Consider the following 25,225-nt stretch of genomic DNA (forward strand, 5'->3'; position numbering starts at 1 on the left):
GGTACAAAGAGGTGCTGGAATGAAAAAATATATCGCCATTCGGGCTGTGTACATCTTGATCACGCTGTGGATCATTGCGACGCTGACGTTTTTTCTCATGAAGCAGCTCCCGGGATCGCCGTTTGACGAAGAAAAATTGGCTTTGCTGCCAGCTGCGGCGAAAGCGGAGATCTATGCCAAATACAGCTTGGATCAGCCGGTGTGGAAGCAATATGTGCATTATATGGGCAATTTGGCGCGGGCCGACTTGGGCACTTCCTTTTTTTATAAGGGCCGACCGGTGCTGGACATTATCTTGAACCGCCTTGTTCCGTCCGCGCTTATCGGCGTTCAGGCGATTGTGCTCGGGGTTGCGCTCGGTCTAATTCTCGGAGTGGTTGCAGCGCTCCGCCATAATACGCTGTGGGATGCGGTCGCGATGTTCATTGCGGTGATCGGCGTATCGATTCCCAACTTCGTCTTCGCCGCTTTGCTGCAGTATTATGTCGGGATGAAATGGGGGCTGCTGCCGGTCGCTTTTTGGAAAAGCTACTCCAGCTCCGTCATGCCCTCCATTGCATTATCACTCATTGTCATCGCACTAATCGCGCGGTTTATCCGCAACGAAATGCTGGAGGTATTGCAGCAGGACTATATCGTGCTGGCGAAAGCCAAAGGGCTCAGCCCGTTCGCCATCGTATGGAGGCATGCGATCCGCAATGCGCTGATTCCCGTCATTACGATTCTGGGTCCCATCACCGTGAACATTTTGACCGGCTCGCTGGTCATTGAAAGCATATTTAGCGTGCCGGGGATCGGCAGTTTATTTGTCGATGCCATCAAAATGAACGATTACACCACGATTATGGGCGTGACGATTTTTTACAGCGCGTTTTTTGTGCTGATTGTGCTGATCGTCGATCTGCTGTACCGGGTCATTGACCCGAGAATCCGTCTGGCGGGAGGGGTGAAGTGACCATGCTGAACTACGAATCGCGGGAACTGGACCGCTTGTTCGTCCCGACCACCGTCGATGCCCATGAAAGCGAGAGCGTATCCGGTCCTCCCTTAAACGCGTTTCAGGAAAGCTGGCGGCGGCTCCGCCAAAACCGCGGAGCGCTTGTCAGTCTGTACCTTCTTCTTCTGCTCGGTCTCTTGGCCGTGGTTGGCCCTTGGATGAGTCATTATACGTACTTCGATACGAATTACAGCTCCGCTTACCAAGGGCCGAACGCCGATCATTGGCTCGGCACGGATAAATTCGGCCGCGATCAATGGGTCCGAATTTGGCAGGGCACGCGCATCTCGCTGCTGATCGCCCTGCTGGCGGCGGCGCTGGATCTGTGCATCGGCGTCGCGTATGGGGCCGTCTCGGCGCTGCTGGGCGGCAGAACGGATACAATCATGCAGCGGATCATTGAGATTTTGGTCAGCGTGCCGAGTCTGATTGTCGTCATTCTGCTGATGATGGCGATGAAGCCGGGCATTTTTACGATCATTGTGGCGATGGTCATTACCGGCTGGGTCAACATGGCGCGCTTGGTGCGGGCGCAAATTTTGAAGCTGAAAGAGCAGGAATTCGTGCTGGCGGCCCGCACGCTGGGGGCAAGCAACACGCGCCTGATCTTGACGCATCTGGTTCCGAACACGATCGGAGTCATTGTCATCAATACGATGTTTACGATTCCTTCGGCGATATTTACGGAGGCGTTCCTCAGCTTTATCGGTCTGGGGTTGCAGGAGCCCATGGCTTCGCTCGGCGTGCTTATCAATACGGGGTATCAATCGCTGAACACGAACTACTATTTGCTGTTGTTTCCGGCTTTGATCATTATTGCGATTATGGTGGGCTTCAATATATTGGCGGACGGATTGCGGGATGCGCTGGACCCGAGAATGCGCAAATAGTCTGAAGCGCCCTGTCATGGACCTGTGAACGAGAGAACAAGGAGCGATACGGGGATGGAGAAAATTCTGGAAGTCAAGGACTTGGAAATTTCGTTCCAAAGCTACAAGGGGGAAATTCAAGCCGTCCGCGGGGTCAGCTTCGAACTGGCAAAAGGGGAGACTCTGGCCATCGTCGGGGAATCGGGCTCGGGGAAGTCGGTCACGTCCAAAGGCATCATGCGGTTGCTGCCGCATCCGTACGGGAAGATCAAGAACGGGAAGCTTCTGTTAGCGGGAGAAGACTTGATGGAGCGCTCGAATAAGCAAATGCGGAACATTCGCGGGGCCGAAATTTCGATGATTTTCCAAGACCCGATGACGTCGCTCAATCCGACGATGACAGTAGGAAGTCAGCTCATGGAAGGCTTAATGCAGCACCGGAAGCTCGGTAAATCGGAAGCGGCGGAAATCGCGCTGGATCTGCTGAGGCAGGTCGGCGTCCCCAACCCGCAAGTGCGGATAAAGCAATACCCGCACCAATTTTCCGGGGGGATGCGGCAGCGTGTGGTGATTGCCATTGCGCTCGCCTGCAACCCGAAGGTGCTGATCGCGGATGAGCCCACCACAGCGCTGGACGTCACGATTCAAGCGCAGATTCTGGACTTATTGAAGGAGCTGCAGCGGGAAAAGGGGACGTCCATCATTCTCATTACGCATGATTTGGGAGTCGTCGCCAACATCGCTCACCGGGTGGCCGTCATGTATGCGGGGCAAATTGTCGAGACCGGAACGGCGGACGAAATCTTTGTTGACCCGAAGCATCCGTATACTTGGGGCCTTCTTTCCTCCATGCCGAAAATCCATGAGCATACCGAAGCGCTGCTGAGCATCCCCGGGACGCCGCCCGATCTGATCCGTATGCCGATCGGCTGCGCTTTTGCCGCCCGGTGTCCTTATGTCATGGAAGTATGTCGGGCTTTGCCGCCGAGAACGAAGGCCGTCACGGGAACCCATCAGGCCGCTTGCTGGCTGTTGGACGAGAGAGCCCCGCGTATTCAGCCGCCGCAAGGCGCAAGACCATGAAGGGGGAAAGGTAAAGATGAAATCCGTCAACTGGACCGAGGAAGTGTTGAGAAGAAAAGAAGCGCTGCTGAGCGACCTAACGGAGCTGCTGAAAATCCCAAGCGTCAAAGATGTAAGCACCGGTGAAGCGGGCAAGCCGATGGGGCGGGAGATCGCCCGGGCGTTGGAGTTTATGCTGGGGCTTGCCGACCGCGAACAGTGGCGGACATGCAGCTTGGACGGCTACGCAGGCTATGCGGAATACGGCCCGGCCGAGAGCGCCGATTATATCGGAGTGCTGTGTCATCTGGATGTGGTCCCGGCGACCGGACCATGGAATTCTCCGCCCTTTGAACCGGAGGTCCGCGACGGAAAATTGTACGCGCGCGGAGCGATCGACGACAAAGGGCCGACGATGGCGGCGTTTTATGCGATGAAAATCGTCAAGGAGCTGAGCCTTCCGCTGAAGCATCGGGTACGGATCATCTTCGGCACGGACGAGGAGCATACGATGAGCTGCATGGAATATTACCGGCGGGTCGAGAAAATGCCGGTAGCCGGATTTGCACCGGATGCGGACTTCCCGATCATTCATGCGGAAAAGGGGCAGATCAATACGAGAATCGTCCTGCAAAAGAGCGGCGATGCCGGTGAACAAATGGGGACGGGACAAGGGATTGTGGAATTGGTTTCCTTCCATTCCGGGAGTGCGGCGAATATGGTTCCCGAATCGGCGGAAGCTGCGGTGACCGGAGAACTTCCGCTGCTTGCGGCGTTGGCCGGGCAATTTAGTGATTATTGCAATGGAAATCGTTTGAAAGGCACGGCGTCCGTTCAAGATGGGACGCTCGTTCTGACTCTGCAAGGGAAGGCAGCGCATGGCATGGAGCCGCAGTTAGGCGTGAACGCCGGACTCAAGCTCATTCATTTTCTGAGGGATTACGATTTTAAGCCCGATGCACAGCATTTTATCGCCTGTCTGGACGAATATTTTTATGACGATCCTGCGGGGCGGCGCATCGGGATCGGTTGCGAAGACGAGATTATGGGGCCTTTGACGGTGAATGTGGGGATTATGCGGTATGCGGCTTCGTCGGAACCTTCGTTTGCTTACCTCAATATCAGGTTTCCGCTTGTGGCGGATGAACTGCGTCACGTCGAGACCATTCGCGACAAGGTCGGGAAGTACCGTTTTGCCATGGAGCCGCCGATTCTGAAAAAGCCGCATCATGTTGCCAAGGATCATCCAATGATCGCAGCGCTTCAGGCTATTTACCATGAAGAAACTTCGCTGGAGCCCGAACTGCTCACGACGGGCGGGGGCACGTATGCCAGCTTCCTGGATAACGGTGTCGCATTCGGCGCGTTGTTTCCGGGAAAAGAAAACGTCGCCCATCAGACGGACGAATATATCGAGATCGAGGATCTGCTTAAAGCGACCGTCATTTACGCCAGAGCGATTTACGAGCTGGCTAATTTGGATTATGAATTGGTTTATTTAACAAATTGAGCTTTATCGGTACGGGACGGAAAGACCATCTTCCATTTTGCTTGACCGACGATGCGGGCAAAGAAATCGAGACGGGCATTGCGGACAAGGATCAGCCGGAAGGGAGATGTCGTCATCGATCAAAGCAAGGCCAAGCAGGCCACCGAAGCGAAGGGGTAGGGGGAAATTTCCCCCTACCCCTTTGCGCTAAGCACGTCAAGCAGCAGCTCTTCGCTTTGCTGCGTTTCCCATGTCGCGGCGAAGCGTACTTGATGCGATACGCCCAAAATCTCGTACCGCTGGGCGAGATGCTGGCGCGCCGTGCCGACGATCAGCGAGTGCAGGCGCACCTGTTTCGAGCGGCCCAGCTCGGCTAGCGCTTCGCGTACGGGCGGGGACACCGCGCCGACGCCGTCGGTCACCATGACGAAATCGGCGTCATGGTAGCGCGGCTCGGCGGACACGAGCTCGATGCCGCGCCGCAGCGGGGCGTCGAAGTGCGTGCCGCCGCCGAAGGCGAGCTGCGACAGGGCGTAGAACGCCGGCCAGTCGGGCTTGCGCCAGTAGAGCGGGTGCTCGACCAGTTCGCCGCGGGCGCCGAACAGCAGTAGCCGAAAGTCGCGCTTCTCCAGCAGGCTGAAGGCGGCGAACGTAGCGACGAACAGCTGGGCGAGCCGCAGCTTGCTACCACGCATCGAATGGGACGTGTCAAGCATGCAGACGACCGGTCCTTTCAGGGGCTCTTGTGTCCAGCCAGAGACGTTGTAGGTGAGCAGCTTGCGCTCCAGCCACTTGACCATAAAATACGCTTCGTAGTCCTCGTCGGCCAGCAGACTCGCTTCGCTCGGCAGCATATGCGTAATATCGCCGGACTGCCGCAGGTCGTCATAGCTTTCCGGGATGCGTGGCGATCGGACCTTTCGGCGCTGCGCCTTCAGATGCTGTACGTTCCGGCCGATTTCCTGCAAGAAGGTGATGAGCTCGGGGTGGCGCTTCAGCTTCTCGACCCATTGCAGGTAATTGGCGAACTGCTGCCGGTGCAGCCGTCCGAGATCGCTGCCCCAGCGCCGGTTGGCGATCTGTTGGCTCGCCTGCAGCAGCTCGAACAGGTTCAGGCTTTCGCTGTCTTCGCGGCCGAGCGATTCCTGCAGCGCCCGGTTGAGCCAGCCGCCGAGCTGGGCTTCCAGCTCCCGCAGTGTCTCCCGGTCGCGGCGCTCCAGCCGCTCGATCCGCTTCTCGCGCTCGCCGAGCTCGGCTTCGGCCTTTTGGAGCTTCTGCCGAAGTTTGTCCCGCCGGACGAAGTCGGTCCGCATCTCCTCCTGCAGCGAACGGATGCGTTCCTTCAGCGCGCCGATCTCCGCTTCCACAAGCGGCCGGCTGTCCAGCGCTGCCTGCTTTTCTTCGACGTTACGCTTGCCGCGCTGCAGCGTGTAGCCGACGAGCCGCAGCTGCTCGATCTGCTTTTCGTTCAAGCGCTCTTGCACTTGCGGTTGGTCCTCGCCTTGCCCTTGACGGCTCTCGTTTAAGCCGATCGTCCGAAGCTGCTGCTCCTCCTGCTTGCGCCGCTTCACTTCGTCCTCGAACGTTTGCGTCAGCCACATGAGCGCCTTCAGCGCCGTTTTGAATGAGGCGTTGACCTCGCCTGTCGTCCTTGGATGGATCGCGCGGTAAAAGAACTGCTTCTGCAGCTCCGCCACAAGCCAGCGATGGAACGGCGCCGCCTCTCGGCTGCGATCAAGTTCGGGGCGGGCCAAATAGAAGCACATGAAAAAATCGGCAAACAGCTCCACCGAAAACCACGGCGTTTGCGCCTTGGCATCGCGAATCCACTCCTGCGCGGTGCGGGAGGAGTGGACGTACCCGTCAAATACGTAGCGGTCGATTTTTGCCGACCGGATGATCATGCCGAATCACCTCGCTGCCGAGGAAGTCCGGTGAATGCTCCGCCTGCGCTGCGGCATGTTCATTCATCGGGCTTCTAGAGTGTGTAGTCGTATTGAACGCCCGGAATTTCGCGGTCGAACAGCGTCCGGTACAGCCCTTGCATCGATTGCAAAATGCGTTCGCCCTGGATACGCAGGTGCGTATACTTCACCGCATACTCCGCCGTTTGCAGCAGCAGGAAATTGCGGTTGCGGATGTAACCGGGCAAGTCCTTTTCCCGCTGCAGCCACTGGACCAGCTTGCTTTGCAGCTCCCGCGCCTTATCCTCCAGCTCCAGCCGGCATTCCTCCAGATTGGCTCTCGCCTTGTCCTGTTCTTCCTTGCTCAGTCGGCCGCCGACTTCTTTTTTGAACTGAAACGCATGAAGCGCGTCTTCTTCTTCGAGCCAATGCTTGGCGATCCGGTCGTAGCGGCGGAGAGGGAGCTCTTTTTCCGTCTCTTGTTTAAGCCCCTCCTGAAATACCTTCTGAAATATTTCCTTCAGCGTGCCGTAATCCTCCGGCAGATCCCACAGCATATGCGGGGTGTACACGGTATCCCACACGTTGACCTCGCGGCGGCCGTTCAGCGCGGCTGACGTTTTCCACAGCTGTCCGATTTTGCGCCAGCGGCGGTCGGACAAGGCGAATTCCTTCGCTTCCAGCTCGGTTTTGAGCTGATACAGCATATAGATCAGCGTTTCGGGGATGACGACACCCTCGCTTTCCCGCCGCACGGTCTCGGTATCCCGCAGCGAGAGCAGGGCAGGGAGCGGCTCGCCCGGAAGCTGGAACATTTTCTCGTAGCTCGACATTTGTTTCAAGTACCCGACCTCGTAACGGATCAGGAAGCGGTCGTACAGTGCGGCGAGCTGTTCGTTTTCCTCGGGCAGCTCGTTGGAGGCGGCGATCAGAAACAGCAGCGGCACGTCTTGCTTCTCCTGTCCGTTGAAAAACACCCGTTCGTTCAGGATGGACAGAAGCGCGTTCAAGATCGCGCTGTTCGCCTTGAAGATTTCGTCGAGGAAAGCAAAATCCGCCACAGGCAAATAGCCGTCCGTCTGACGGACGTATTGATCGGCTTTGAGCCGCTGCAGCGATACCGGTCCGAACATCTCGTCCGGCGTCGTGAAGCGCGTCAGCAAATAGTCGAACCAGCGACCGCTTCCGAACAATTGGGAGAGGGCGCGGGCAAGCTGCGATTTGGCGGTGCCGGGCGGGCCGATCAGCAGGGCGTTCTCGCCGGCCATCAGACCGAGCAGCAGCACCCGGATCAATTCTTCGCGTTCGAGAAAGCGGGCTTCCAAATGCCCGATCGCTTGCTCCAGTTTATGGCGTATCGATTCCAGCTCGTTCATATCCATCGTCGCATCCCGTCCGGACGCGGAAGCCGTCAGACTTGTATGAAAATTGGACGGAGACGCTTCCTCCCTCGATCGTTATGTTTTCCGCGGCATCCATTTTCATATTGTAGCAGACCGCGGCTCTTTTCACTAATGATTCGGATCGATTTTTCATTCCAAACCGCTTCATGCTACAATAAAGATCAAGGGCATTTATGGAAAAAAAGGAGAGATGGGACATGTCGGTTTACGATTTTTCGGCCACAACGATTCAAGGGGCGGACAAGCCGCTGTCGGACTACCGGGGCAGCGTGCTGCTGATCGTCAATACGGCGAGCGCCTGCGGCCTGACGCCGCATTACGAAGGACTTCAGAAGCTGTACGAAACCTATAAGGATCAAGGTCTGGTCGTGCTCGGCTTTCCGTGCAACCAGTTTGCCGGCCAGGAGCCCGGGACGGAGGCCGAGATCGCACAGTTCTGTGAAACGCGCTATAACGTGACGTTCCCGCTGTTTGCCAAAATCGATGTCAAGGGAGAGCACGCGCATCCGCTTTATCAATACTTGGTCTCGCACGTGCCCGAGCCTTACCGGACCGGGGATATCGAATGGAATTTCGTGAAGTTTCTGGTCAACCGCCAAGGCGAGGTCGTCAAGCAGTACTCTGCGCGCACGGAACCTGCGGCCATCGAAGAAGACATTCAAAAGCTGTTAGGCGAATAAAATGGCGAGGCGAGCAGTCTGTTCCGCACCGGGACAGGCTGTTTTTGCCGTTCATGGGGGGGGGAGAAGCCGAGCCTTCGAAAAAATACACCTTTTTCCGAAAGGAAAAACGGTCTATAATAAACAGGTATGAAGCGGTATATTCGTAGATTGCAAACGTGTGCAACCAGATCGACTGACGCCGCGGCTTGCGCAAAAGGGAGGCTGGACCTATGGCAACCATAGAGCAAGTTATAGATCAAAAATACGCCAAGCTCGGGGAAATTTTGCAGTCGATGAACAAAGTCGTCGTCGCGTTCTCCGGCGGGGTGGACAGCGCTTTTCTGCTCAAGGCGGCGCTTGAATTTATGGGCAAGGACCGGGTGCTTGCCATTACGGCCGATTCGGAGACGTATCCCGAACGGGAGAAGCTAGAAGCGATCGCGCTTGCCGGGAGCTTGGGCGCACCGCATGAGGTTATTCACACCAGCGAGCTGGATATTCCCGGGTATGCGGAAAATCCGACGAACCGGTGCTATTTTTGCAAAAACTCGCTGTTCGATCATTTGATTCCGATCGCCCACGCGCGCGGCTATGAGCATGTCGTGTTCGGCGCCATCGCCGACGATCTCGGGGAACATCGTCCCGGGCTGCAGGCCGCTCATGAGCAGGGCGTCCGGGCACCGCTGCTGGAAGCGGGCCTGAAGAAGTCGGAAATCCGCCATCTGTCCCGCAAATTCGGGCTCGCGACGTGGGATAAGCCGTCGTTCGCCTGTCTGTCTTCGCGTATTCCGTACGGGGAAGCGATCACGGCGGAGAAGCTGTCCATGATCGATCGGGCGGAGGACTTCCTGATTCAGCTCGGATTTCGTCAAGTGCGCGTGCGCCAGCACGATACGCTTGCGCGGATCGAGGTGCCCGCATCGGAGCTGGCTGACGTGCTGGCCGTCGCCGAGACGGTTCACGTGAAGCTGAAGGAGATCGGCTACACCTATGTGACGATGGACTTGAAAGGGTACCGTTCGGGCAGCTTGAACGAAGTGCTTTCGCCACAGGAGCAATCGAGACAAGCGACAGCACAGGCATAAGTTCGGAGAGGAGCCGATTCGATGAGCAAACCGAAAATTTACATTTCCAAAGCGATCCCTGAACCGGCGCTCGCCTATCTGGAGCAGCATTGCGAGTGCCGGATGTGGAACGGCCAAGGCGCCGCATCCAGACAAGGGCTTCTCGCAGAGCTACACGACGTGGAAGGGCTGCTGACGACCGGAGGTCCGATCAACCGGGAGCTGCTGGACCATGCCCACAAGCTGCGGGCGGTCAGCAGCATTTCGGTCGGGTACAATCACTTCGATCTGGAAGCGATGAAAGCCCGCCGCGTCATCGGAACGAATACGCCGCACGTGCTGGACGAGACGGTCGCGGACCTCGTGCTGTCGCTTATGCTGTCCGCGGCGAGGCGTATCCCCGAGCTGGATTCGTTCGTGAAGCAGGGCCGCTGGCAGCGGGGCAAAGGGCTGACCGACGAATATTTCTTCGGCATGGACGTGCACCATCAGACGCTCGGCATCATCGGGATGGGCCGGATCGGCGAAGCGATAGCCAAGCGAGCGGTGGATGGCTTCGGCATGAGCCTGCTTTATCATAACCGCAGCCGGAAGCCGGAGACGGAAGAACGGTTCGGCGCCCGCTACTGCGGCTTGGACGAGCTGCTGCGGGAGTCGGACTTCGTCGTGATGATGACGCCGCTCACACCGGAGACGGAGCGCATGATCCGTCTGGAGCACTTCGAAATGATGAAGCCGACGGCGTTCTTCATCAACGCTTCCCGCGGGAAGACGGTGGACGAGCCGGCGCTGATTCAAGCCCTGCAAACCGGACTCATCCGGGGAGCGGGACTTGACGTATTCGATCCGGAGCCGCCGAGCCTGGACAATCCGCTGCTGCACATGCCGAACGTGGTCACGCTACCGCATATCGGCTCGGCCACAGCCAAGACTAGGCTCGATATGGCGATGCTCGCCGCGCGCAATCTTGTCGCCGCACTGACCGGCGGACATCCGCCGAATGTCGTGCCGGAGCTGCGGGAGCTGCTCGAATAGCCGCCGCCGTCGTATTTGTAAGCTTAAAAGCCGCTGAATGCGGCTTTTTTTGCGTGTCATGATCTATGGAAAATCGAGGGCTATGCAGAAATCCAGAGCCGGTCCGAAGGGTTATCCGATTTATAGCGGAAGATATATGCTTTATTCGTGTCGAAAAATGTTTCTTTGTTGTAAAACACGATTGATAGCTTACTTGAGTTCCTCTACTGCACGAAAAATCGGCAAAATGAAGTATATAGCGAACATCAGTTCCTCTAAGCCTGAAAGCGGCTGCCTCTTCAAGTACGCAGTTCCCGAACCAGAGTCACTGTATTTACGATCTTGTTTTGACGGCGAATCCGCTGAAAGAAATCGGACCAACTAAACAGGATTTGAGCGATATTGGTAATCCCCCGGACACCGACCGTTGCTACCAGTTCAACCCGGTTTGGACGGGAATCTACAGGAATTCTTATGTGGATGGCAGCCAGGCGCACTTTTCTAGGCGATCGAAGGATGGTAAAAGATCTGGACAAATTGAAGGTTCGACAAGGCTCCACTGCGGCCATATCAAGAATGCGAACCAAATGATGATCTCCCTTAGATTGATATTATTGGATGGACATTTCAAATTTTGGGCGTTCGATGCGAATTATCCGTTTAGGTGTTCAAGCATATAGGCACGTACCGTTACGCAATGCAGACTGTGCGTATATATTGCATCATAACAACTAGACGGAGGCCTGTATGAAAAAGTTGACTGTAGGCATTCTTGCTCATCGGCAAGGCAATCTATTTCAGAACTCCAAGTTTTTGAGCGACCTTGTAACGGAAGGGAGGATGCTAGGAGCTAGCGTATACGTATTTTCTCACAAAGACGTAAACGAAGAAAACAGGACAATTCGCGGCTTTACCCCGATATCCGAGGGGAGATGGGCGGGAGCGACTTGCCCGTGGCCGGATGTCGTAATCGATTTCTGCCGAAAGCTGTACAAACCGTTTCGCGATATGCGCCGCCGCAAGGATTTGTTCGTTTATGCCAATCATAAATTTACGTACAAATGGAAAGCGATGAAGCTGTTTACCGAATCCGACAAGTTAAAACGCTGGATCCCCAAAACGTTTCTTTATTCGCCACAAGCGTTAGAACAGATGATTGAGAAGCATGACTTAGTCTATGTGAAGCCGGGGAATGGGACCGGCGGGCATAGCGTTCTTAAAATCAAGAAAACTGGCGGCGGCTACCGGCTTCAAGGACGAAAAAGGTCAGGCCGTATCGTGGTAACGCCGGTCATGACCAAACAGAGGGTCATTCGTTGGACTAATCGTTGGGTGCAAACTGAAAAAATACGATCCGGATCGTTTATGGTCCAGCAAGGACTGGATTTGCAGCTTATCCCCTATCGACAGGTGGATGCCCGATTGCTAATTCAAAAGAACGAACTTGGAAACTGGGAAGTGACCGGGAAAGTTTTGCGCGTAGGCGCTAAGAATAGCCCTACTACGAATTTAGTGTACGGGGATGGAAAAGTGCTGGCATTTCAGACTTTCATTAAATCCCGTTTCGGATTGGATAAGGCGAGAGAAATTGAGCTGGAATCCGAGGAGCTTGCTCATCGGTTGATGGAAGTTGTGGAAGAACGGTTTGGCTCAATGGTCGAGTTTGGATTGGATGTGGGAATTGATGTAAAGGGAAAAGTATGGCTGATTGAGGCCAATCCTAAACCAGGGCACAAGGCCTTCATCAAGGCGAAAGAATTGGCCACTTACCGAAAGTCCATCAGGCGGCCGATTCAATATGCCATGCATTTGGCCAATGAACAATTGATCGAAGAAACAAACGATCCATTTTGTGAACAATTGATCGAAGAAACAAACGATCCATTTTGTGAACAGGTAATCATGGAAACGACGAACCTCGACAATGGATCGACCTCTAGTGTGACGGCTCTCGGACAAGAACAGGACAATGAAGACCAGACAGAGCACCTGGCCTTCATTGAGTTCCCTTAGCTATGATCAAAAGCAGTTTGCCGCCCCCGCGATTACAGCCCGGCCTTCACAAAGTCGCCTTGGACGCCGGCGATCAGCGGGGATGGCTCGCCCGCATAAAACAGCTTCAGCTCGTGCAGAGCCCGGGTGCAGCCGACATAAAGCAGCTTCGCGTCCTGCGGCGTCTGCGCGTAATGGACCGGATCGACGTCCACGAGCAGGACGGAATCGAACTCGAGCCCTTTGGCCATGTATACCGGAACGACGGAGACGCCGCCCTCGTACTGCTGCTGGCCCGGGACGATCAGGTTCACGCCGTCGCATCCGGCGGCGAGTAGCTGCGCGTGCAGCTCGCGGCACCGCTCCTCCGTGCGGGCGAGGACGGCCAGCGTGCCTGTGCCCTCGCGCTGCCGGTGTTCCTGCACGGCTCCGGCGAGACGCCGCGCCAGCGCCGGGCCGTCCGCGTGCGCGAGCTCGACCGGCTCGCCGCTGCGGAATACCGGCACGGCCAGCGTTGGCGGCTCGGCAAGCCCGCGCTTTAGCACTTCGTTCGCGAAGTAGATGATTTCCATTGTCGAGCGGTAGCTGCGGTTGAGCGTATAGTAGGCGCGGTTCTCTTCCGGGAACAGCGCCAGCAGCTCCTGCCAATCCTGAACGCCTTGGTAGGCGTGGATGCCTTGCGACAAATCGCCGAGAATCGAGAACGAACCGTTCTTCGTATGCAGCGCCAGCAGCGCCACCTGGAATGGCGAGAAATCCTGCGCTTCGTCGATGACGGTATGATCGAAGCGCAGATCGCCATGAATACCTTCGAAGCGCTGGCGAATATAGAGCAGGGGGGCGAGATCCTCCGGCTGCACCAGCTTCTTCTTGGCCGCTGTAAGCGTGGATTGCCGCAGGTCCTCGGGAATGAATTGTGCATCCGCCTCTGATACGAAAGGCAGGGCGCCGGACTCCGCCGTGCGGAACAGCTCCTTATAGAAGCCGAACGGCGAATAGGCCGGCCATTGCTTGCCGTAATCGCGAAGACGGGCGAAGCCGCGCTTCTTGTAGTCCTTCTTCAGATGGACCTCCCATACTTTATCCAGCTCCATCTCCAGCCAACGCTTGATCCGGGCCAGCACCCGCTCGCGGCGCTTCATGAGCGGCTCGTGCTTGTATTCCACCGTGTACCAGTCGCGGATGGTGCGGTAGGGGAGCTTGGCGCCGTCCCACGGAACAAAATCCGTCTGCGGCACCGCCTGCTGCTCGTATGCGTTCAAGAGCCCGTCCAGCCACTGCATGAAGCGGATCGAGCCCTTAAACCGGCCGGGCGCCGTATCGTCTATGACCGGACGCGCTGCGCCGACGGCGAACCAATGCCGCAGCGCCTGTGCCGGATCGGCCAGCTTGACCTCGTGGTCCAGCAGCTCCAGCGCCCAGTCGGCGAAGGTAGTCTGCTGGATATGCCCGACGCCAAGCTCCGGCAGAACGCCGGAAATATAATCGAGAAACATGCGGGAAGGGGCGAAAATGATCATTTTTTCCGCTTTGACTTGATCCCGGTATTGATAGAGCAGGTAAGCGAGCCGGTGCAGGGCCACGGTCGTTTTCCCGCTTCCGGCGACGCCTTGAATAACGAGCGCATGGTTTTTGCCGGCCCGGATGATCGCATCCTGCTCCGCCTGGATCGTCGAGACGATATCGCGCAGCTTGTTGTCCTTGTTCTCGCCGAGCCGGTACAGCAGGAACTCGTCCGTGACCGCCATCGCGTCCGATTCGCGGTCAAACGTATCGACCACGCGCTGTAAAATTTGCTTGCGGATCACGAGGTTGCGCTTCAAGTAGACGAGCCCTTGTACGACACCGTCGGGCGAATCGTAGCTGGCCGCTTCGGTGCCTCCCGTGAACGAATAAAAAAGGCTCGCTACCGGAGCGCGCCAATCGATCACCATCAACTCGGGAGAGTCCGCCTTTTCCACGCCGGACTTGCCTATATAGAGCGGGGCCGGACCGGGCTTTCCCGTTTCGTGAAAATCCAGTCTGCCGAAGTAGGGCTCGGGCAGCGCGAGCGCCAAGCTGCGCCGCTTGTTTTCGCGGATCGACTCCAGCACCTGCTCCGTCATGTCGTGTCCCGTATAGGGCGGTATAGCCTGAAGTGCCTCTAGATGCCTTTCCATTTCTTGTATGGTTTGCTCCAGCCGTTCTTTTTCCTCCAAGTAAGCGCTTTGCAGACCGGATTCCATGGGTCCGTACCTCCGTTCGTGTTATGAATTCCCAAAAATGGACAGGAGTAATACTATAGCACAACAGAGGTTGGCGTTGCAAGCGTTTTACAACGGCGGAATGCTTTGAGCAAAACGGAACACGTTATCCGGGTCGTATTTCCGCTTGATTCGGCGCAGCGTGTTAAGATTGGAGCCATAATACGCTTGAGCCCAGTTGGGGTCGAAGACGTTCGGGTAATTGACGTACTGGCCGAACGTATAAGGCAAAAGTGTCTTCCGAATGCCTTCGGCCCAGCGGAGGTGCGCTTCGTCCGCCGCCGGATCGTCCCATTGGGTAATATACTGCATATGAAAGCTTGCCCGGCGATGTACGAATGCGGTTGCAGGAGGGGGAATCCGTCCCAGATGGCCCCCCAGGCTCTCGAACACGATCATGCAGAGCGGACTCGGGGCCGCATGAAGGAAAGAGGCAATCGTCGATATCGCCTGAGGCGGCAGGGGACGGTACACGAAGGCGCCGCTGTTTTTGAACCGGTGCCGGTGCTCAGGAGTCATCTGCCACTGCGCATGCTCCTTTTTCAAACCGCCGAAACGATACATCGCCTCAAGATAAGGGACGGTCATGATTTCCGTTTCCAAGGGCGTTCCAACCGACAGCAGCGGAGCGAGCAGCTCGCGGAGCCGCCGCTCCGGTCCGACATATTGACCGGAGGAATAGCAATAGTCATTCGAGCTGGCCGACAGGACAAGAGAAGGGGTTAGCCGTTCGTCGACCGACGGCGCCCAATGCTGCCATGCGTTCAGCAGCAGCGGCAGATCCCGCCAAGGCCAGGCGATCCGGTAGATGGCAACGTTCGATACCGGGTATACCCGAAACGTAAACGAAGTGGCGATGCCGAAATTCCCGCCACCTCCGCCGCGGGAGGCCCAGAGCAAATCCGCATGCTTGCGGTCGTTGGCGCGGATCACTTGGCCGTTCGCAAGCACCGTTTCAACCTCCAACAGTTGGTCGCAGGTCAATCCGAGCATCCGGGAGAGAAAGCCGTATCCGCCGCCAAGCGTCAGCCCTGCGATCCCAACAGTCGGGCATGTGCCGCCCGGAACGGTGACGCCCTCTTGCCACAGCGTCTCATAAAGCGGGAGCTGACGGATGCCGGTTTGGACCACGGCGCTCCGCTTCTCCGGATCGAGCCGCACGCCGTTCATCGGACTGACATCGATGACGATTCCGCCGTCTGCGAGCGTGAAATCCTCGTAGCAGTGCCGGCCGCTGCGCACGCGGAGCGGATAGCCGTTCTTCCTTGCCCAGCGGACCGCATTCGCGACATCCTCGACATGCCCACAAAAGACGATGGCCGCCGGATATTTCGAGAACCGGGCATTGGTATTCATCCGTGCGTCCTCATAACCAGGATCTCCCGGGCGGACAACGCGTCCCGTAAGCGTTGTGGTCATCCGTATGACCTCCTCTGCCGCTTTTCCGTTTTCTCCCATTGTATTCATGTTCAGGCAGGCGCATGAGCAAGACAGCCAGAATCGGCACCCGTTGCGTCCGTTATCTCTTGCTTGTGGAAACAAGCGACTTGACTTTAGGGATGCCGAGCAGCAGCAGCGGCAGAAGAAGCCCCTGAGTTAGTGTATAAGGCCACCAGGTTTGGATAATGAGCGCATTGAAATAAGAGGCATTCGGTACAAGGATCAGAGAAGCCGCAACGACCAGAATGGCCGAGGGGAACGATAATATTTTGTAATCTTTTACTTTGAACAACTGTGCCGTTTCCCGGATCGCTGCGTGAAAACAAAGGGACAATTTGAAGTAAAGGGTAAAGATCCAGATGGAGGCAATAACGACTTCGATTCGTTCCAGAATGCCGCCGATGCTGATTTTCTGCGCCAAGATGTAGGTGGGAAATATATTCATGACGGTAATGTCTTTTCCGAGCACTAAAATACAAATCAGGATCGTCAAGGCTAAAACGGACGAGCCGATCAGCATCCCCTTCCGTAAAACATTGGATAGGTTCCCCGTATGTTTGAAATATGGAAAAAGGGAAATCAGGACGATGGACTCCAAATAGTATCCGATTAATAAAAGAGAACCGCGAACGATCGGACCGAGTCCGTTTTCCGCTAACGGCTGAATGTGACGGCCTTCCAAATCGGGAGATAGCATCACCATGAACAGAACGAAAAGCACCGCGCTCCACCCGAAAATAATTTCAGAGGCCCTTCCGAGAATCTCCGCCCCCAAACGTACCCCCATAACAATAATCGCGATAAACAGGATCAGGCTGGCTTGGATCGGTGTGTCCACCAGGATGTGGGTGGACATAAAATCGCCGATTTGCCAAAGAAGTACCCCGGAATCGATAAAGAAAAACAGAATCACCCACAGGCCGACCGCCTTCCCGAGGAAGCGTCCGAACGCGCTTTCGCAAATATCGATCAGCAGTATACAAGGGTATTCCTTCCCTAATTTTCCATACAGCGACACCAGCAAAAGACCGGCGCAAGCCGCAATCAAGCCGGAAATCCAGGCGTCCCGACCGGCGACAAAAGCGACATTGGAGGGAACGTACAAAATCGTGTCGCCAATAACGAATAATGCCGCCAAAATCATAAACTGACGAGCGGTCAATGAAGAAAAATGCACGATTGTTCCCCCTTCCCGTGTAAATCGTTACTATATTTTGTTCGTTTTGCCGTCCGTATGCATCTTATGGAATAAAGCGACTATGGAGGATGAATAATAATGGCAACACATAAGATTTGAGGTCGAGGAACCGTGCAATTTTTCTTTCGCAAAAACAAAAGCGGCATGAATCGTTTGCCGGCCTCGCAGCTAACCGGACAGCAGGAGGGCAGCAAAGCCAAGTCCAACGACAACGCGCCGCTCAGCGGCCTCCTGCAGGCCGATCTTCAAGAGCTGCGGCAGCAGCTCGGGAACAGCTCCGATCTGATCGTAAGGGAAATGATGATAGGACCGGATAACGAAATTCCGTGCGCCTTCGTCTTCATTGCAGGCCTTACGGAAGAACAATCCGTTTTCCGATTAATGGAAACCTTTTATACGCATTCGGAGAAAAGCGAGTGGGGGGACCCTCGCAAGAATGCAGGGAATATGGAGTGGATTTTAAGGCATTTTCCGTTTGCTGTCGGTGATATCAAGCTCACCCGCCATTTCCAAGCCGTCAAATCAGCCGTGCTTGTAGGGCATACCGTTCTATTGATCGAAGGCTGCAACCAAGCGCTATCGGTCGACACAAGTGGAGGCCAGCGACGGAACGTTACGGAACCCACATCCCAGACCACTGTCCGCGGACCGCAGGAGGGCTTTACCGAAGCGCTTCAAACCAATATCGCCCTGATCCGGAGAAAAATCAAAAGTCCGAACATGAGGGTGGAAACGAGACAAATCGGACGTGTGACGCAGACGGATGTCAGCATCATGTTCATCGAAGGCATCGCCGACGCCGATATCCTCCGTCAAGTTCGCGACCGACTCGGACAAATTAATATCGACGGCATTTTGGAAAGCAATTATATCGAGGAGTTTATCCAGGATAGTAAATATTCTGTTTTTCCGACCGTAACGAATTCCGAGCGTCCGGATTCGGTAGCTGCTGCGCTGCTTGAGGGACGTGTCGCCATCTTGATCGACGGCACGCCGTATGTGTTAATCGTACCGGCGGTATTCGCCCAGTTCATGCAGTCTGCCGAGGACTACTATCATCGGGCCGACTATGGACTTATCCGCCTGCTCAGGTATGTCGCGTTGGTGATATCGCTGCTTGCGCCCTCGCTTTATATTGCGATCACAACCTTTCATCAGGAGATGATTCCGACTTCCCTGCTGGTCAGCCTTGCCGCTCAGCGTGAGGGTATTCCGTTCCCGGCCTTCATCGAGGCCCTAATGATGGAAGTCACGTTTGAGCTATTGCGGGAGGCGGGGATACGGATGCCCAGAGCCGTCGGAACGTCGATATCGATCGTCGGCGCACTTGTACTGGGATCGGCTGCAGTAGATGCGGGATTGGTCTCGCCTGCGATGGTCATCATCGTATCGATTACGGCCATATCGGGGTTCATCTTCCCAAGCTTTGATATGGGGATTTCCGTTCGGTTGCTTCGCTTTGTATATATGGGGTTAGGGGCGTCCTTCGGAATATTCGGGATCATCGTCGGACTCATAGCCCTTGTCCTGCACATGTGCCATTTGAGCTCGTTCGGGGTTCCATACATGTCGCCTATGGCGCCGTTCAAGCTGGCCGATCAAAAGGACGCGATTGTTCGGGTCCCATGGTGGCAGATGTATACTCGGCCTGAAGCACTGCATCCCGGTAACCTGCGGCGCGCCCCGAAAGGCACTGCATCTGACTCGGCGCGGCAGGACGGAGGAGAACAAAATCAAGGGTAAAGGGGGGGACGGCCGTGCGGCGAATGGTTCTACTATCCCTGTGCTTCCTGCTGATGGGAGCACTGCTTGCCGGTTGTTGGAGCCGCAGAGAGCTGAACGACTTATCCATTGTCGGAGGCATAGGGATCGATAAAAGCGGCGACCAATACAAGCTGTCCGCGCAAGTCGTCGTTCCCGAAGCTATGGTTTCAAAGCGTGGCGGGAGTCCTGGCACTCCCACCGCCATGTTTCGTGCGTCAGCGCCTTCCATGGTGGAGGCCATTCGACAGATGGTCCGGTCGTCTCCGAGATATTTTTACTTGTCCCATTTGCGGGTTTTGGTCATCAGTGAACAAGTAGCGCGGGAAGGAATTAAAGACATACTCGATTTTTTTTCTAGAGATAATGAGCTTCGCGCCGATTTTTATATTCTGATAGCAAAGGGAGAGCAAGCCGAAAAAATCCTAAGTGTCGTCACACATACGGAAAAATCGCAGGCGATCAAGCTTTTTAAATCGATGGATTGGAACAAGAAAGTCACCGGAGAAACGGCCAACGTGTACTTGGACGATCTGTTGTCCGACTTGATCAGCCCGGGGAAAATGGCAGTACTGACAGGGGTGGAAGCGATCGGAAGCAAGAAAACGGGAGAGAAAATGAGCAATGCTTTGAGGAACAACGATTATACCCATTTCAAGTTTTCGTCGATCGGGGTTTTTAAAGACGATAAGCTCGTGGGCTGGCTGAATGAAACCGAGAGCCGGGATTACAACTACATCATCGGCAAAGTAAAGAGCACGGTGGAAAGCTTGGCTTGTCCGAAAAAAGGTACCTTGGATCTTGTCGTGAACCGCGTTAATAGCAAAATTAAGGGGAAGGTCACGAACGGAAAGCCAGAAGCGAAAGTGAAGCTTTTTATGGAAGCGGACGTCACGGAGGTCAAATGCCTCATCGATCTGAATAAGCCGGAAACGTTGTACGGTTTGGAAAAAGAATTGAAAAAAAAGCTGACGGCTTCTCTGCAGCATGTGATCAACAAAGCTCAGAAAACGTTCGGATCGGACATTTTCGGTTTTGGGAACGCGATTCACCGTTCGAATCCGAAAGCCTGGAAACAGCTTAAGAAAAACTGGCAGCAGGAATTCGTGAATTTGCCTGTAGAGCTTTCCATCGATGTCAAAATCAGGCGGACCGGCACGCAGACCAATTCCTTCATCAATGATATGAAAAAGAAAGAGGAGCAATAAGTCATGGTGGCCATTGCCGGAATTCTCGCTGTGGGCGCGGCGATCGTTTGGTTGGAAGTGCCGTCGCTTGTGCGGACAAAAAGGAAGAAGGAACTATGGGTCTTTTCGCTCTTGCTGGCACTCGGTCTCGGTTTAAGCATCGCCAAAAGCCTGCGGTTGAATATCCCGAACCCGTTGGATTGGATTGCATATCTATACAAACCGGTGAGCGATTATGTATTCGAAATATTAAAACCGTCGGAATAGCGTGGTGATTGTACGTGGATAACCAGATCACCTCCAGGCAGCTTATGCTGCTTGTCGTTTTGTTTACGATCGGCAGCTCTGTCCTGTTCGTTCCCGCAGGAGCCGCAGCGGCTGCCAAACAGGATGCTTGGATTTCGATCCTTGCCGGAATAGGGCTAAGCCTTTTGCTCGTCGTCTTGTACAATGCCGTGGCTGGCCTGTATCCTGGTCTGACTCTGGTGGAAATTAGCGAGAAGCTTCTTGGCAAGTGGCTTGGTGCCATCGTTTCGCTGTTTTTGATTGTGAATACGTTTGCGGTCGGAGGCGTATCGTTGATCGATTTCGCCGGAACCTTCGTGACGCGGCAGATTATGCCCGCCACACCGGTCATCGCAGCGAATATTCTTTTTGGAGTCGTGGCCGTTTGGGGCCAGTATCTTGGGCTGGGAACGGTAGCTCGCGCGGCGGAGGTGTTGTTTCCGGTGGTTACCGCGTTATTCATCGTGATGATCTTGGCCGTATCGCCCAACATGAAGCTGGAGCATTTACAGCCTGCTTTTACTGCCGGAGTCAAGCCGCTGATCAAGTCCTGCATTTCGTATTTGAGCTACTCCACGTTTCCGGTGGTTTTCTTTTTAATGATTAATCCGACCAGCGTAAAAGAGACTAGGCAGGCTTCCAAAGCTATGTTGGCCGGAACTCTGGTCGGCGGATTGTTTTTGCTGGCCATTACGACGGCATGCGTTGCCGTGCTTGGGGCGGAGGGCACCTTCAGACAGGCTTACCCCAGCTATACGCTGGCCAAAAAAATCAATATCGCCAATTTTATTACGCGCATCGAAGTGCTTATGGCGACGCTTTGGTTCCTCTCACTATACTTTAAGCTGATGATTTATTTTTTTGCGGGCATGAAGGGCATGACTCAATTGTTAAAGCTGCGGGACAATCGCGCGCTTGTGCTGCCTTTGGGACTTCTGTCCATCGTCTTCTCGCGCATATTTTATCCTAGCGCCGCTTACCGGCAATTGTGGGATGAGAAAATATGGCCGCTGTATGTGGGAACTTCAGGCTTAATTATTCCCTTACTGCTGCTTGCCATTGGAATAATACGAAAAAAAGGGACGATGCACAGAAAAAACAATTCGTGACGTCGGCCGGTTTGGGGGGTGAGACGGTGAACGGCGATAACAATATAACGGTAAGGCAATTTCTGCTTATGGTAATTCTTTTTACAATTGGGAGCTCGCTTCTGGCTATTCCTTCGAATGCTGCGGTTAGCATGAAACAAGGGGCATGGATTCCCATTATTACGGGAATGGGATGCAACTGCCTCATCTTACTCATCCTCATGAAAACCGTTCATCGCTATCCCAAGCTGACGTTTGTTGAAATCAATAGCCTGTTACTGGGAAAATGGGTGGGCACGCTCGTGTCCTTGATGTGGATCTTGACCGCTTTTATTGGAGGCGTCTGCCCGCTGGTGTATTACATGGGCCATTTCATTACAACGCAAATTATGACCACGACCCCCGACTACATCATCAATATCATATTTTCCGCCCTTCTGGTCATGGGTCTTCTTCTCGGCCTTCAGACAATGGCCCGCGCAGCGGAAATATTGTTTCCGGTCGTTGCCGTGCTGATTGCCGCTCTAATCGGTTTCGTTTCTCCCAAAATTCAACTCGAACATTTTCAACCGGTCTGGGAAGCGGGAGTTAGGCCGATACTGAAAACGACGTTGGACTATGTCAGTTTCGCAGGCTTTCCGCTTGTCTTTTTTTTATCGATCTATCCCTCTTCCGTTCGGACGGGAACCAAAGCCTCAAAGACATTTGTGCTGGGAAGCCTCATCGGAGGAATGCTGCTGCTTCTTGCTACTGCGGCCTGTATCGGGGTGTTGGGGGCCGAAACGACAGCCCGGTTGTTTTATCCCAGCTACGCGCTCGCCAAAAGAATCAACATCGCGGAATTTATTACGCGCATTGAAGTCATTGTTGCCGCCATATGGATCATCACGCTTTTTTTCGAAACGATCATTTACTTTTACGCTTCGATGAAGGGACTGGCCCAACTGTTGAAACTGTCCGACGAACGTGCGCTTGCGCTTCCCCTTGGAGTACTGGCTGCGGTATTGTCTATGGTCGTTTATCATAATTCCGCTTATCAGCAGGAGTGGGATGAACGGACGTGGCCATTCTGGGTGATGACGGTCGGTCTGTTCTATCCACTGCTGCTGCTTGCCGTCGGGGCCATACGCAAGAAAAAAATTCCATAGCCGTCGATTGATGAGGTGAAGGGAGTGAAACGATGGGCCATAGCGATAAAATGACGTGCCGTTTATTGGAGGGATGTTCCTGCTGATTGTAACTGGGCCTGCTGATCCCCTTGCTGCTTGTTGCGGCCGGGACGCTCCGCAAAAAAATAAAGCCGTAATCTCTTGCTACGGCTGGTTCTATACTTTGCTGTGCGGTCCGATAAGGGCGCGGGTTCCCCGGGAGTAGTGGAGTAGGGCAGGGGTCCCCAGCTCCAGTCCGAATCCGCGCGTCAAGGTGCTGCAGCTGAACTCCGCTTCGGCCGTTTGCAGCTCCCATGGCGCGTGAACTACCTCGCCCCGGTACAGTCCGCCACTGCGGCCGCACCGGCAATAGTAGACATAACGCTCCATAAGCCAATATTCGATCGTTCCTTGCCGGGCGATGGACGGGGTGGAGACAGGGCGGTACGTGGCGCAAAAGGCTTCTTCCGAGAGCGAGGCGGACCGTCGTCGGCTTTGAACCGCAATACTTCGGCCGTCCGCGTGGAAGCGCATCTTCGCTTGATAGTACGGAAGCCGGTACCACTGCTTGGCGATAGGAACAAGTAGGGGGTGGGAAGCGTCCATGGACAAAAAAAAGATGGCGGCTTCCCCTCCCGAACGAATATACGTACGTACGTTAATCTCGGGAAACGAGCGCATCCAGGGCAGGGAAGGCATATATTTCAACCGTATTCCGCCAAGACGGAAGGGCAGAATGCCGACCCATGCCTGCCCATCCCAAGTGTCGATATCCAGCGCCTCGGGGACGAAGGAACGGATCGCTTCGACCGGAACGGGCCAGTGGGCGAATAGGAAATGCTCCCAAGTCTGCTTCATTGTCCATCGGAAAGCGGGCATCGGCGACCTCCCCTTCAGCAGTTCGTCATCCATGCGGATTCGTTTCCGGCTTCTCCCACGGCTCGTAGGCCAATTTTACTTTGGTCACATGACTGGTCCACGCATCGAGTGCCACCATATCGTCGGAATTGACTTCCCGCAGAGCACGTTTACCGAGCGCGCTGATCGCCAGCTTCATTTCGTCCGTGAAAGAATGTAGAAAATTTTCCAAATAGATCGCTGCTTCTTCTTCGTTAAACTTTTCCTGCATGATTCCGGTGTAGTAGGCTAGCTGTGTCGGAGGCTCCCAAGGTATGGTTTTCATCACTTGATCGTGCGTCATGGCCCATAGCAAAGAGGTGCCCATATACACTCCGTCGGCTCCCAAAGCGATGGCCTTAAGGCATTCGCCAGGCTGCGAATACGCGCCTCCGGTCAGAAGGCTGATCGAGTCCTTGACGCCCCGTTGGCGAAGATAGCGGGTCGCGCGCGACAAGGCGTAAATCGTCGGCAGCCCGAAATCGTCCTCCAGAATCGGCGCGCCGCCTTTCGTCCCCGCTTGGCCCCCGTCGAGGCTGATAAAGTCGACGCCGGCTTGAATGGCGATTTCCAGATCGTGCTCCAGAACGGCGCTGGCGCATATTTTTACGCCAATCGGCACCCCTCCGGTCAGCTGACGAAGCCGCTCAACCACTTGCTTGAGATCCTGCGGGCTGGAAATATCTTTATGGCGGCTCGGAATAACAGTGATTTCCTCGTTCTGCACCTGCATGATCTCGCTGGCTCTACCTTCCAGATCGGCTGCTTGCAGGACGCTTGCCGTTCCCGCCAGCGCTCCTTGACCGAAGCGGATTTCAATCGCGTCGGCTTGCTTTAGAATTTCGGGCGATTTGGACCAATGGCCCGAATTGTATTGAATAATCAAGTATTTGGCATTCTGCCGTTCCTCCGGCAAAAATCCTCCTTCGCCGGTATTTGTGCTTGTCCCGGCTTTGGCCGTTCCTTTGGCGATGGCGATTTTGACCTTTTCGCTTAAGCCTACGCCATAGCCCATCCCGGCAGCGAGTATGGGAATGCGCAGCACCAGCGGTTTCTGCGCTTTGGGCCCAATGACGGTTGTCGTATCGATCTCGACGTCCTGTTCCGTAGGAAGCGTAGACAATTGCGCGGGAGAGAACACGAGTCCCTCGAAATGAAGAAATTTGCGCGGGCTTCCGAACGGACGTTCAATCACGGCGCCGGAAGCGGCGCGAATGCTGTTTTCCACGACGGTAATGGGACTGATTCGGGTCATTGCCGTTACGATTTCCCAGATGTTGGACTCGTAGGGATTGGACATTAACCGTTTCGTAAAGCGGCCGACGATCCACTTGATCATGCTTCTTGAGCACAAAAGAGCGAGCATGCCGGAAAGAACGACGGCCGCAAGCGATCCGACAAACGAGCCGAACATAAACCAAGCCCATTTCGTTGACATAAGAAAGACCTCTTCCGATTCGAATCGTTAGCTAAGAGAAACGCGGGGTTAGTTTGTGCATCGAATCGGCCAAATATACCAAAT

Annotated in this window: 20 protein-coding genes; 13 read left to right on the forward strand and 7 right to left on the reverse strand. The window is 55.0% G+C overall.

The genetic code is table 11. The features are described 5' to 3' along the window. The first annotated feature begins 19 nt into the window (after window positions 1-19). From ET33_RS19765 to pepV, 4 genes are read left to right on the forward strand one after another with little or no spacing between them, the layout of a single operon-like run. Window positions 20-955: an ABC transporter permease gene (locus ET33_RS19765; RefSeq protein ID WP_036685632.1), complete on the forward strand. Its 936-nt coding sequence runs from the start codon at window positions 20-22 to the stop codon at window positions 953-955. A gap of 2 nt (window positions 956-957) precedes the next feature. Beyond that, window positions 958-1,887, forward strand: a complete 930-nt coding sequence (locus tag ET33_RS19770; RefSeq protein ID WP_036685636.1) for an ABC transporter permease — start codon at window positions 958-960, stop codon at window positions 1,885-1,887. A 54-nt stretch (window positions 1,888-1,941) separates the two neighbouring features. Further along, window positions 1,942-2,949, forward strand: coding sequence for an ABC transporter ATP-binding protein (locus tag ET33_RS19775; RefSeq protein WP_036685638.1), 1,008 nt, complete (start codon window positions 1,942-1,944; stop codon window positions 2,947-2,949). A gap of 16 nt (window positions 2,950-2,965) precedes the next feature. After that, window positions 2,966-4,438 carry a dipeptidase PepV gene (gene pepV / locus ET33_RS19780; RefSeq protein WP_036685641.1) on the forward strand — a complete coding sequence of 491 codons (1,473 nt, stop codon included), beginning with the start codon at window positions 2,966-2,968 and terminating at the stop codon, window positions 4,436-4,438. A gap of 173 nt (window positions 4,439-4,611) precedes the next feature. On the opposite strand, the gene ET33_RS19785 is transcribed toward pepV, so the two are convergent. Together ET33_RS19785 and ET33_RS19790 are read right to left on the reverse strand one after the other, a co-directional pair. Continuing rightward, window positions 4,612-6,321, reverse strand: a complete 1,710-nt coding sequence (locus ET33_RS19785; RefSeq protein WP_036685643.1) for a vWA domain-containing protein — start codon at window positions 6,319-6,321, stop codon at window positions 4,612-4,614. Between the two features lie 74 nt (window positions 6,322-6,395). Beyond that, on the reverse strand, window positions 6,396-7,703 hold the full coding sequence (locus ET33_RS19790; RefSeq protein WP_407668108.1) for an AAA family ATPase: 1,308 nt from the start codon (window positions 7,701-7,703) through the stop codon (window positions 6,396-6,398). Between the two features lie 218 nt (window positions 7,704-7,921). Between ET33_RS19790 and ET33_RS19795 the strand changes: the two genes are divergently transcribed. The 4 genes from ET33_RS19795 to ET33_RS19810 all read left to right on the forward strand — a co-directional run bounded on the left by ET33_RS19795 (window position 7,922) and on the right by ET33_RS19810 (window position 12,477). Continuing rightward, window positions 7,922-8,404 (forward strand): glutathione peroxidase, encoded by a 483-nt coding sequence (locus ET33_RS19795; RefSeq protein ID WP_036685645.1) that lies wholly within the window; start codon window positions 7,922-7,924, stop codon window positions 8,402-8,404. A gap of 212 nt (window positions 8,405-8,616) precedes the next feature. Then, window positions 8,617-9,471 (forward strand): ATP-dependent sacrificial sulfur transferase LarE, encoded by an 855-nt coding sequence (gene larE / locus ET33_RS19800; protein WP_036685648.1) that lies wholly within the window; start codon window positions 8,617-8,619, stop codon window positions 9,469-9,471. 21 nt (window positions 9,472-9,492) lie between these two features. Then, window positions 9,493-10,485, forward strand: coding sequence for a 2-hydroxyacid dehydrogenase (locus ET33_RS19805; protein ID WP_036685652.1), 993 nt, complete (start codon window positions 9,493-9,495; stop codon window positions 10,483-10,485). Window positions 10,486-11,211: 726 nt separating this feature from the next. After that, window positions 11,212-12,477, forward strand: a complete 1,266-nt coding sequence (locus tag ET33_RS19810) for a YheC/YheD family endospore coat-associated protein (protein ID WP_081890394.1) — start codon at window positions 11,212-11,214, stop codon at window positions 12,475-12,477. 32 nt (window positions 12,478-12,509) lie between these two features. On the opposite strand, the gene ET33_RS19815 is transcribed toward ET33_RS19810, so the two are convergent. From ET33_RS19815 to ET33_RS19825, 3 genes are all read right to left on the reverse strand, one after another. Continuing rightward, window positions 12,510-14,681: a HelD family protein gene (locus ET33_RS19815; RefSeq protein ID WP_036685656.1), complete on the reverse strand. Its 2,172-nt coding sequence runs from the start codon at window positions 14,679-14,681 to the stop codon at window positions 12,510-12,512. A gap of 87 nt (window positions 14,682-14,768) precedes the next feature. Beyond that, window positions 14,769-16,118: an FAD-binding oxidoreductase gene (locus tag ET33_RS19820; protein WP_036685660.1), complete on the reverse strand. Its 1,350-nt coding sequence runs from the start codon at window positions 16,116-16,118 to the stop codon at window positions 14,769-14,771. A 100-nt stretch (window positions 16,119-16,218) separates the two neighbouring features. Then, the gene (locus ET33_RS19825) at window positions 16,219-17,316 is read right to left on the reverse strand and encodes a GerAB/ArcD/ProY family transporter (protein WP_051775450.1); all 1,098 of its coding nucleotides are present in this window, start codon (window positions 17,314-17,316) and stop codon (window positions 16,219-16,221) included. 132 nt (window positions 17,317-17,448) lie between these two features. On the opposite strand from ET33_RS19825, the gene ET33_RS19830 reads away from it, so the two are divergent. The 5 genes from ET33_RS19830 to ET33_RS19850 are packed head-to-tail and all read left to right on the forward strand — an operon-like array spanning window position 17,449 to window position 22,806. Continuing rightward, complete coding sequence (locus tag ET33_RS19830) at window positions 17,449-19,080, forward strand: spore germination protein (protein WP_063761671.1); 1,632 nt, start codon at window positions 17,449-17,451, stop codon at window positions 19,078-19,080. A gap of 23 nt (window positions 19,081-19,103) precedes the next feature. Then, window positions 19,104-20,306: a Ger(x)C family spore germination protein gene (locus ET33_RS19835; protein WP_036686012.1), complete on the forward strand. Its 1,203-nt coding sequence runs from the start codon at window positions 19,104-19,106 to the stop codon at window positions 20,304-20,306. A gap of 3 nt (window positions 20,307-20,309) precedes the next feature. Next, window positions 20,310-20,552 carry a hypothetical protein gene (locus tag ET33_RS19840; RefSeq protein WP_036685665.1) on the forward strand — a complete coding sequence of 81 codons (243 nt, stop codon included), beginning with the start codon at window positions 20,310-20,312 and terminating at the stop codon, window positions 20,550-20,552. 14 nt (window positions 20,553-20,566) lie between these two features. Then, window positions 20,567-21,679 carry a GerAB/ArcD/ProY family transporter gene (locus tag ET33_RS19845; protein WP_235206765.1) on the forward strand — a complete coding sequence of 371 codons (1,113 nt, stop codon included), beginning with the start codon at window positions 20,567-20,569 and terminating at the stop codon, window positions 21,677-21,679. A 26-nt stretch (window positions 21,680-21,705) separates the two neighbouring features. After that, window positions 21,706-22,806 (forward strand): GerAB/ArcD/ProY family transporter, encoded by a 1,101-nt coding sequence (locus ET33_RS19850; protein ID WP_036685669.1) that lies wholly within the window; start codon window positions 21,706-21,708, stop codon window positions 22,804-22,806. A 177-nt stretch (window positions 22,807-22,983) separates the two neighbouring features. Here ET33_RS19850 and ET33_RS19855 read toward each other — a convergent pair whose 3' ends face one another. Together ET33_RS19855 and ET33_RS19860 are read right to left on the reverse strand one after the other, a co-directional pair. After that, window positions 22,984-23,718, reverse strand: coding sequence for a YqjF family protein (locus ET33_RS19855; RefSeq protein WP_036685672.1), 735 nt, complete (start codon window positions 23,716-23,718; stop codon window positions 22,984-22,986). Then, entirely contained in the window at window positions 23,711-25,141 is a 1,431-nt protein-coding gene (locus ET33_RS19860) for an FMN-binding glutamate synthase family protein (RefSeq protein WP_036685674.1), read from the reverse strand. The genes ET33_RS19855 and ET33_RS19860 overlap by 8 nt, the downstream gene beginning before the upstream one ends. Window positions 25,142-25,225 lie beyond the last annotated feature (84 nt).

Source organism: Paenibacillus tyrphae (genome assembly GCF_000722545.1).
GTDB classification, from domain to species: Bacteria; Bacillota; Bacilli; order Paenibacillales; family NBRC-103111; genus Paenibacillus_G; species Paenibacillus_G tyrfis.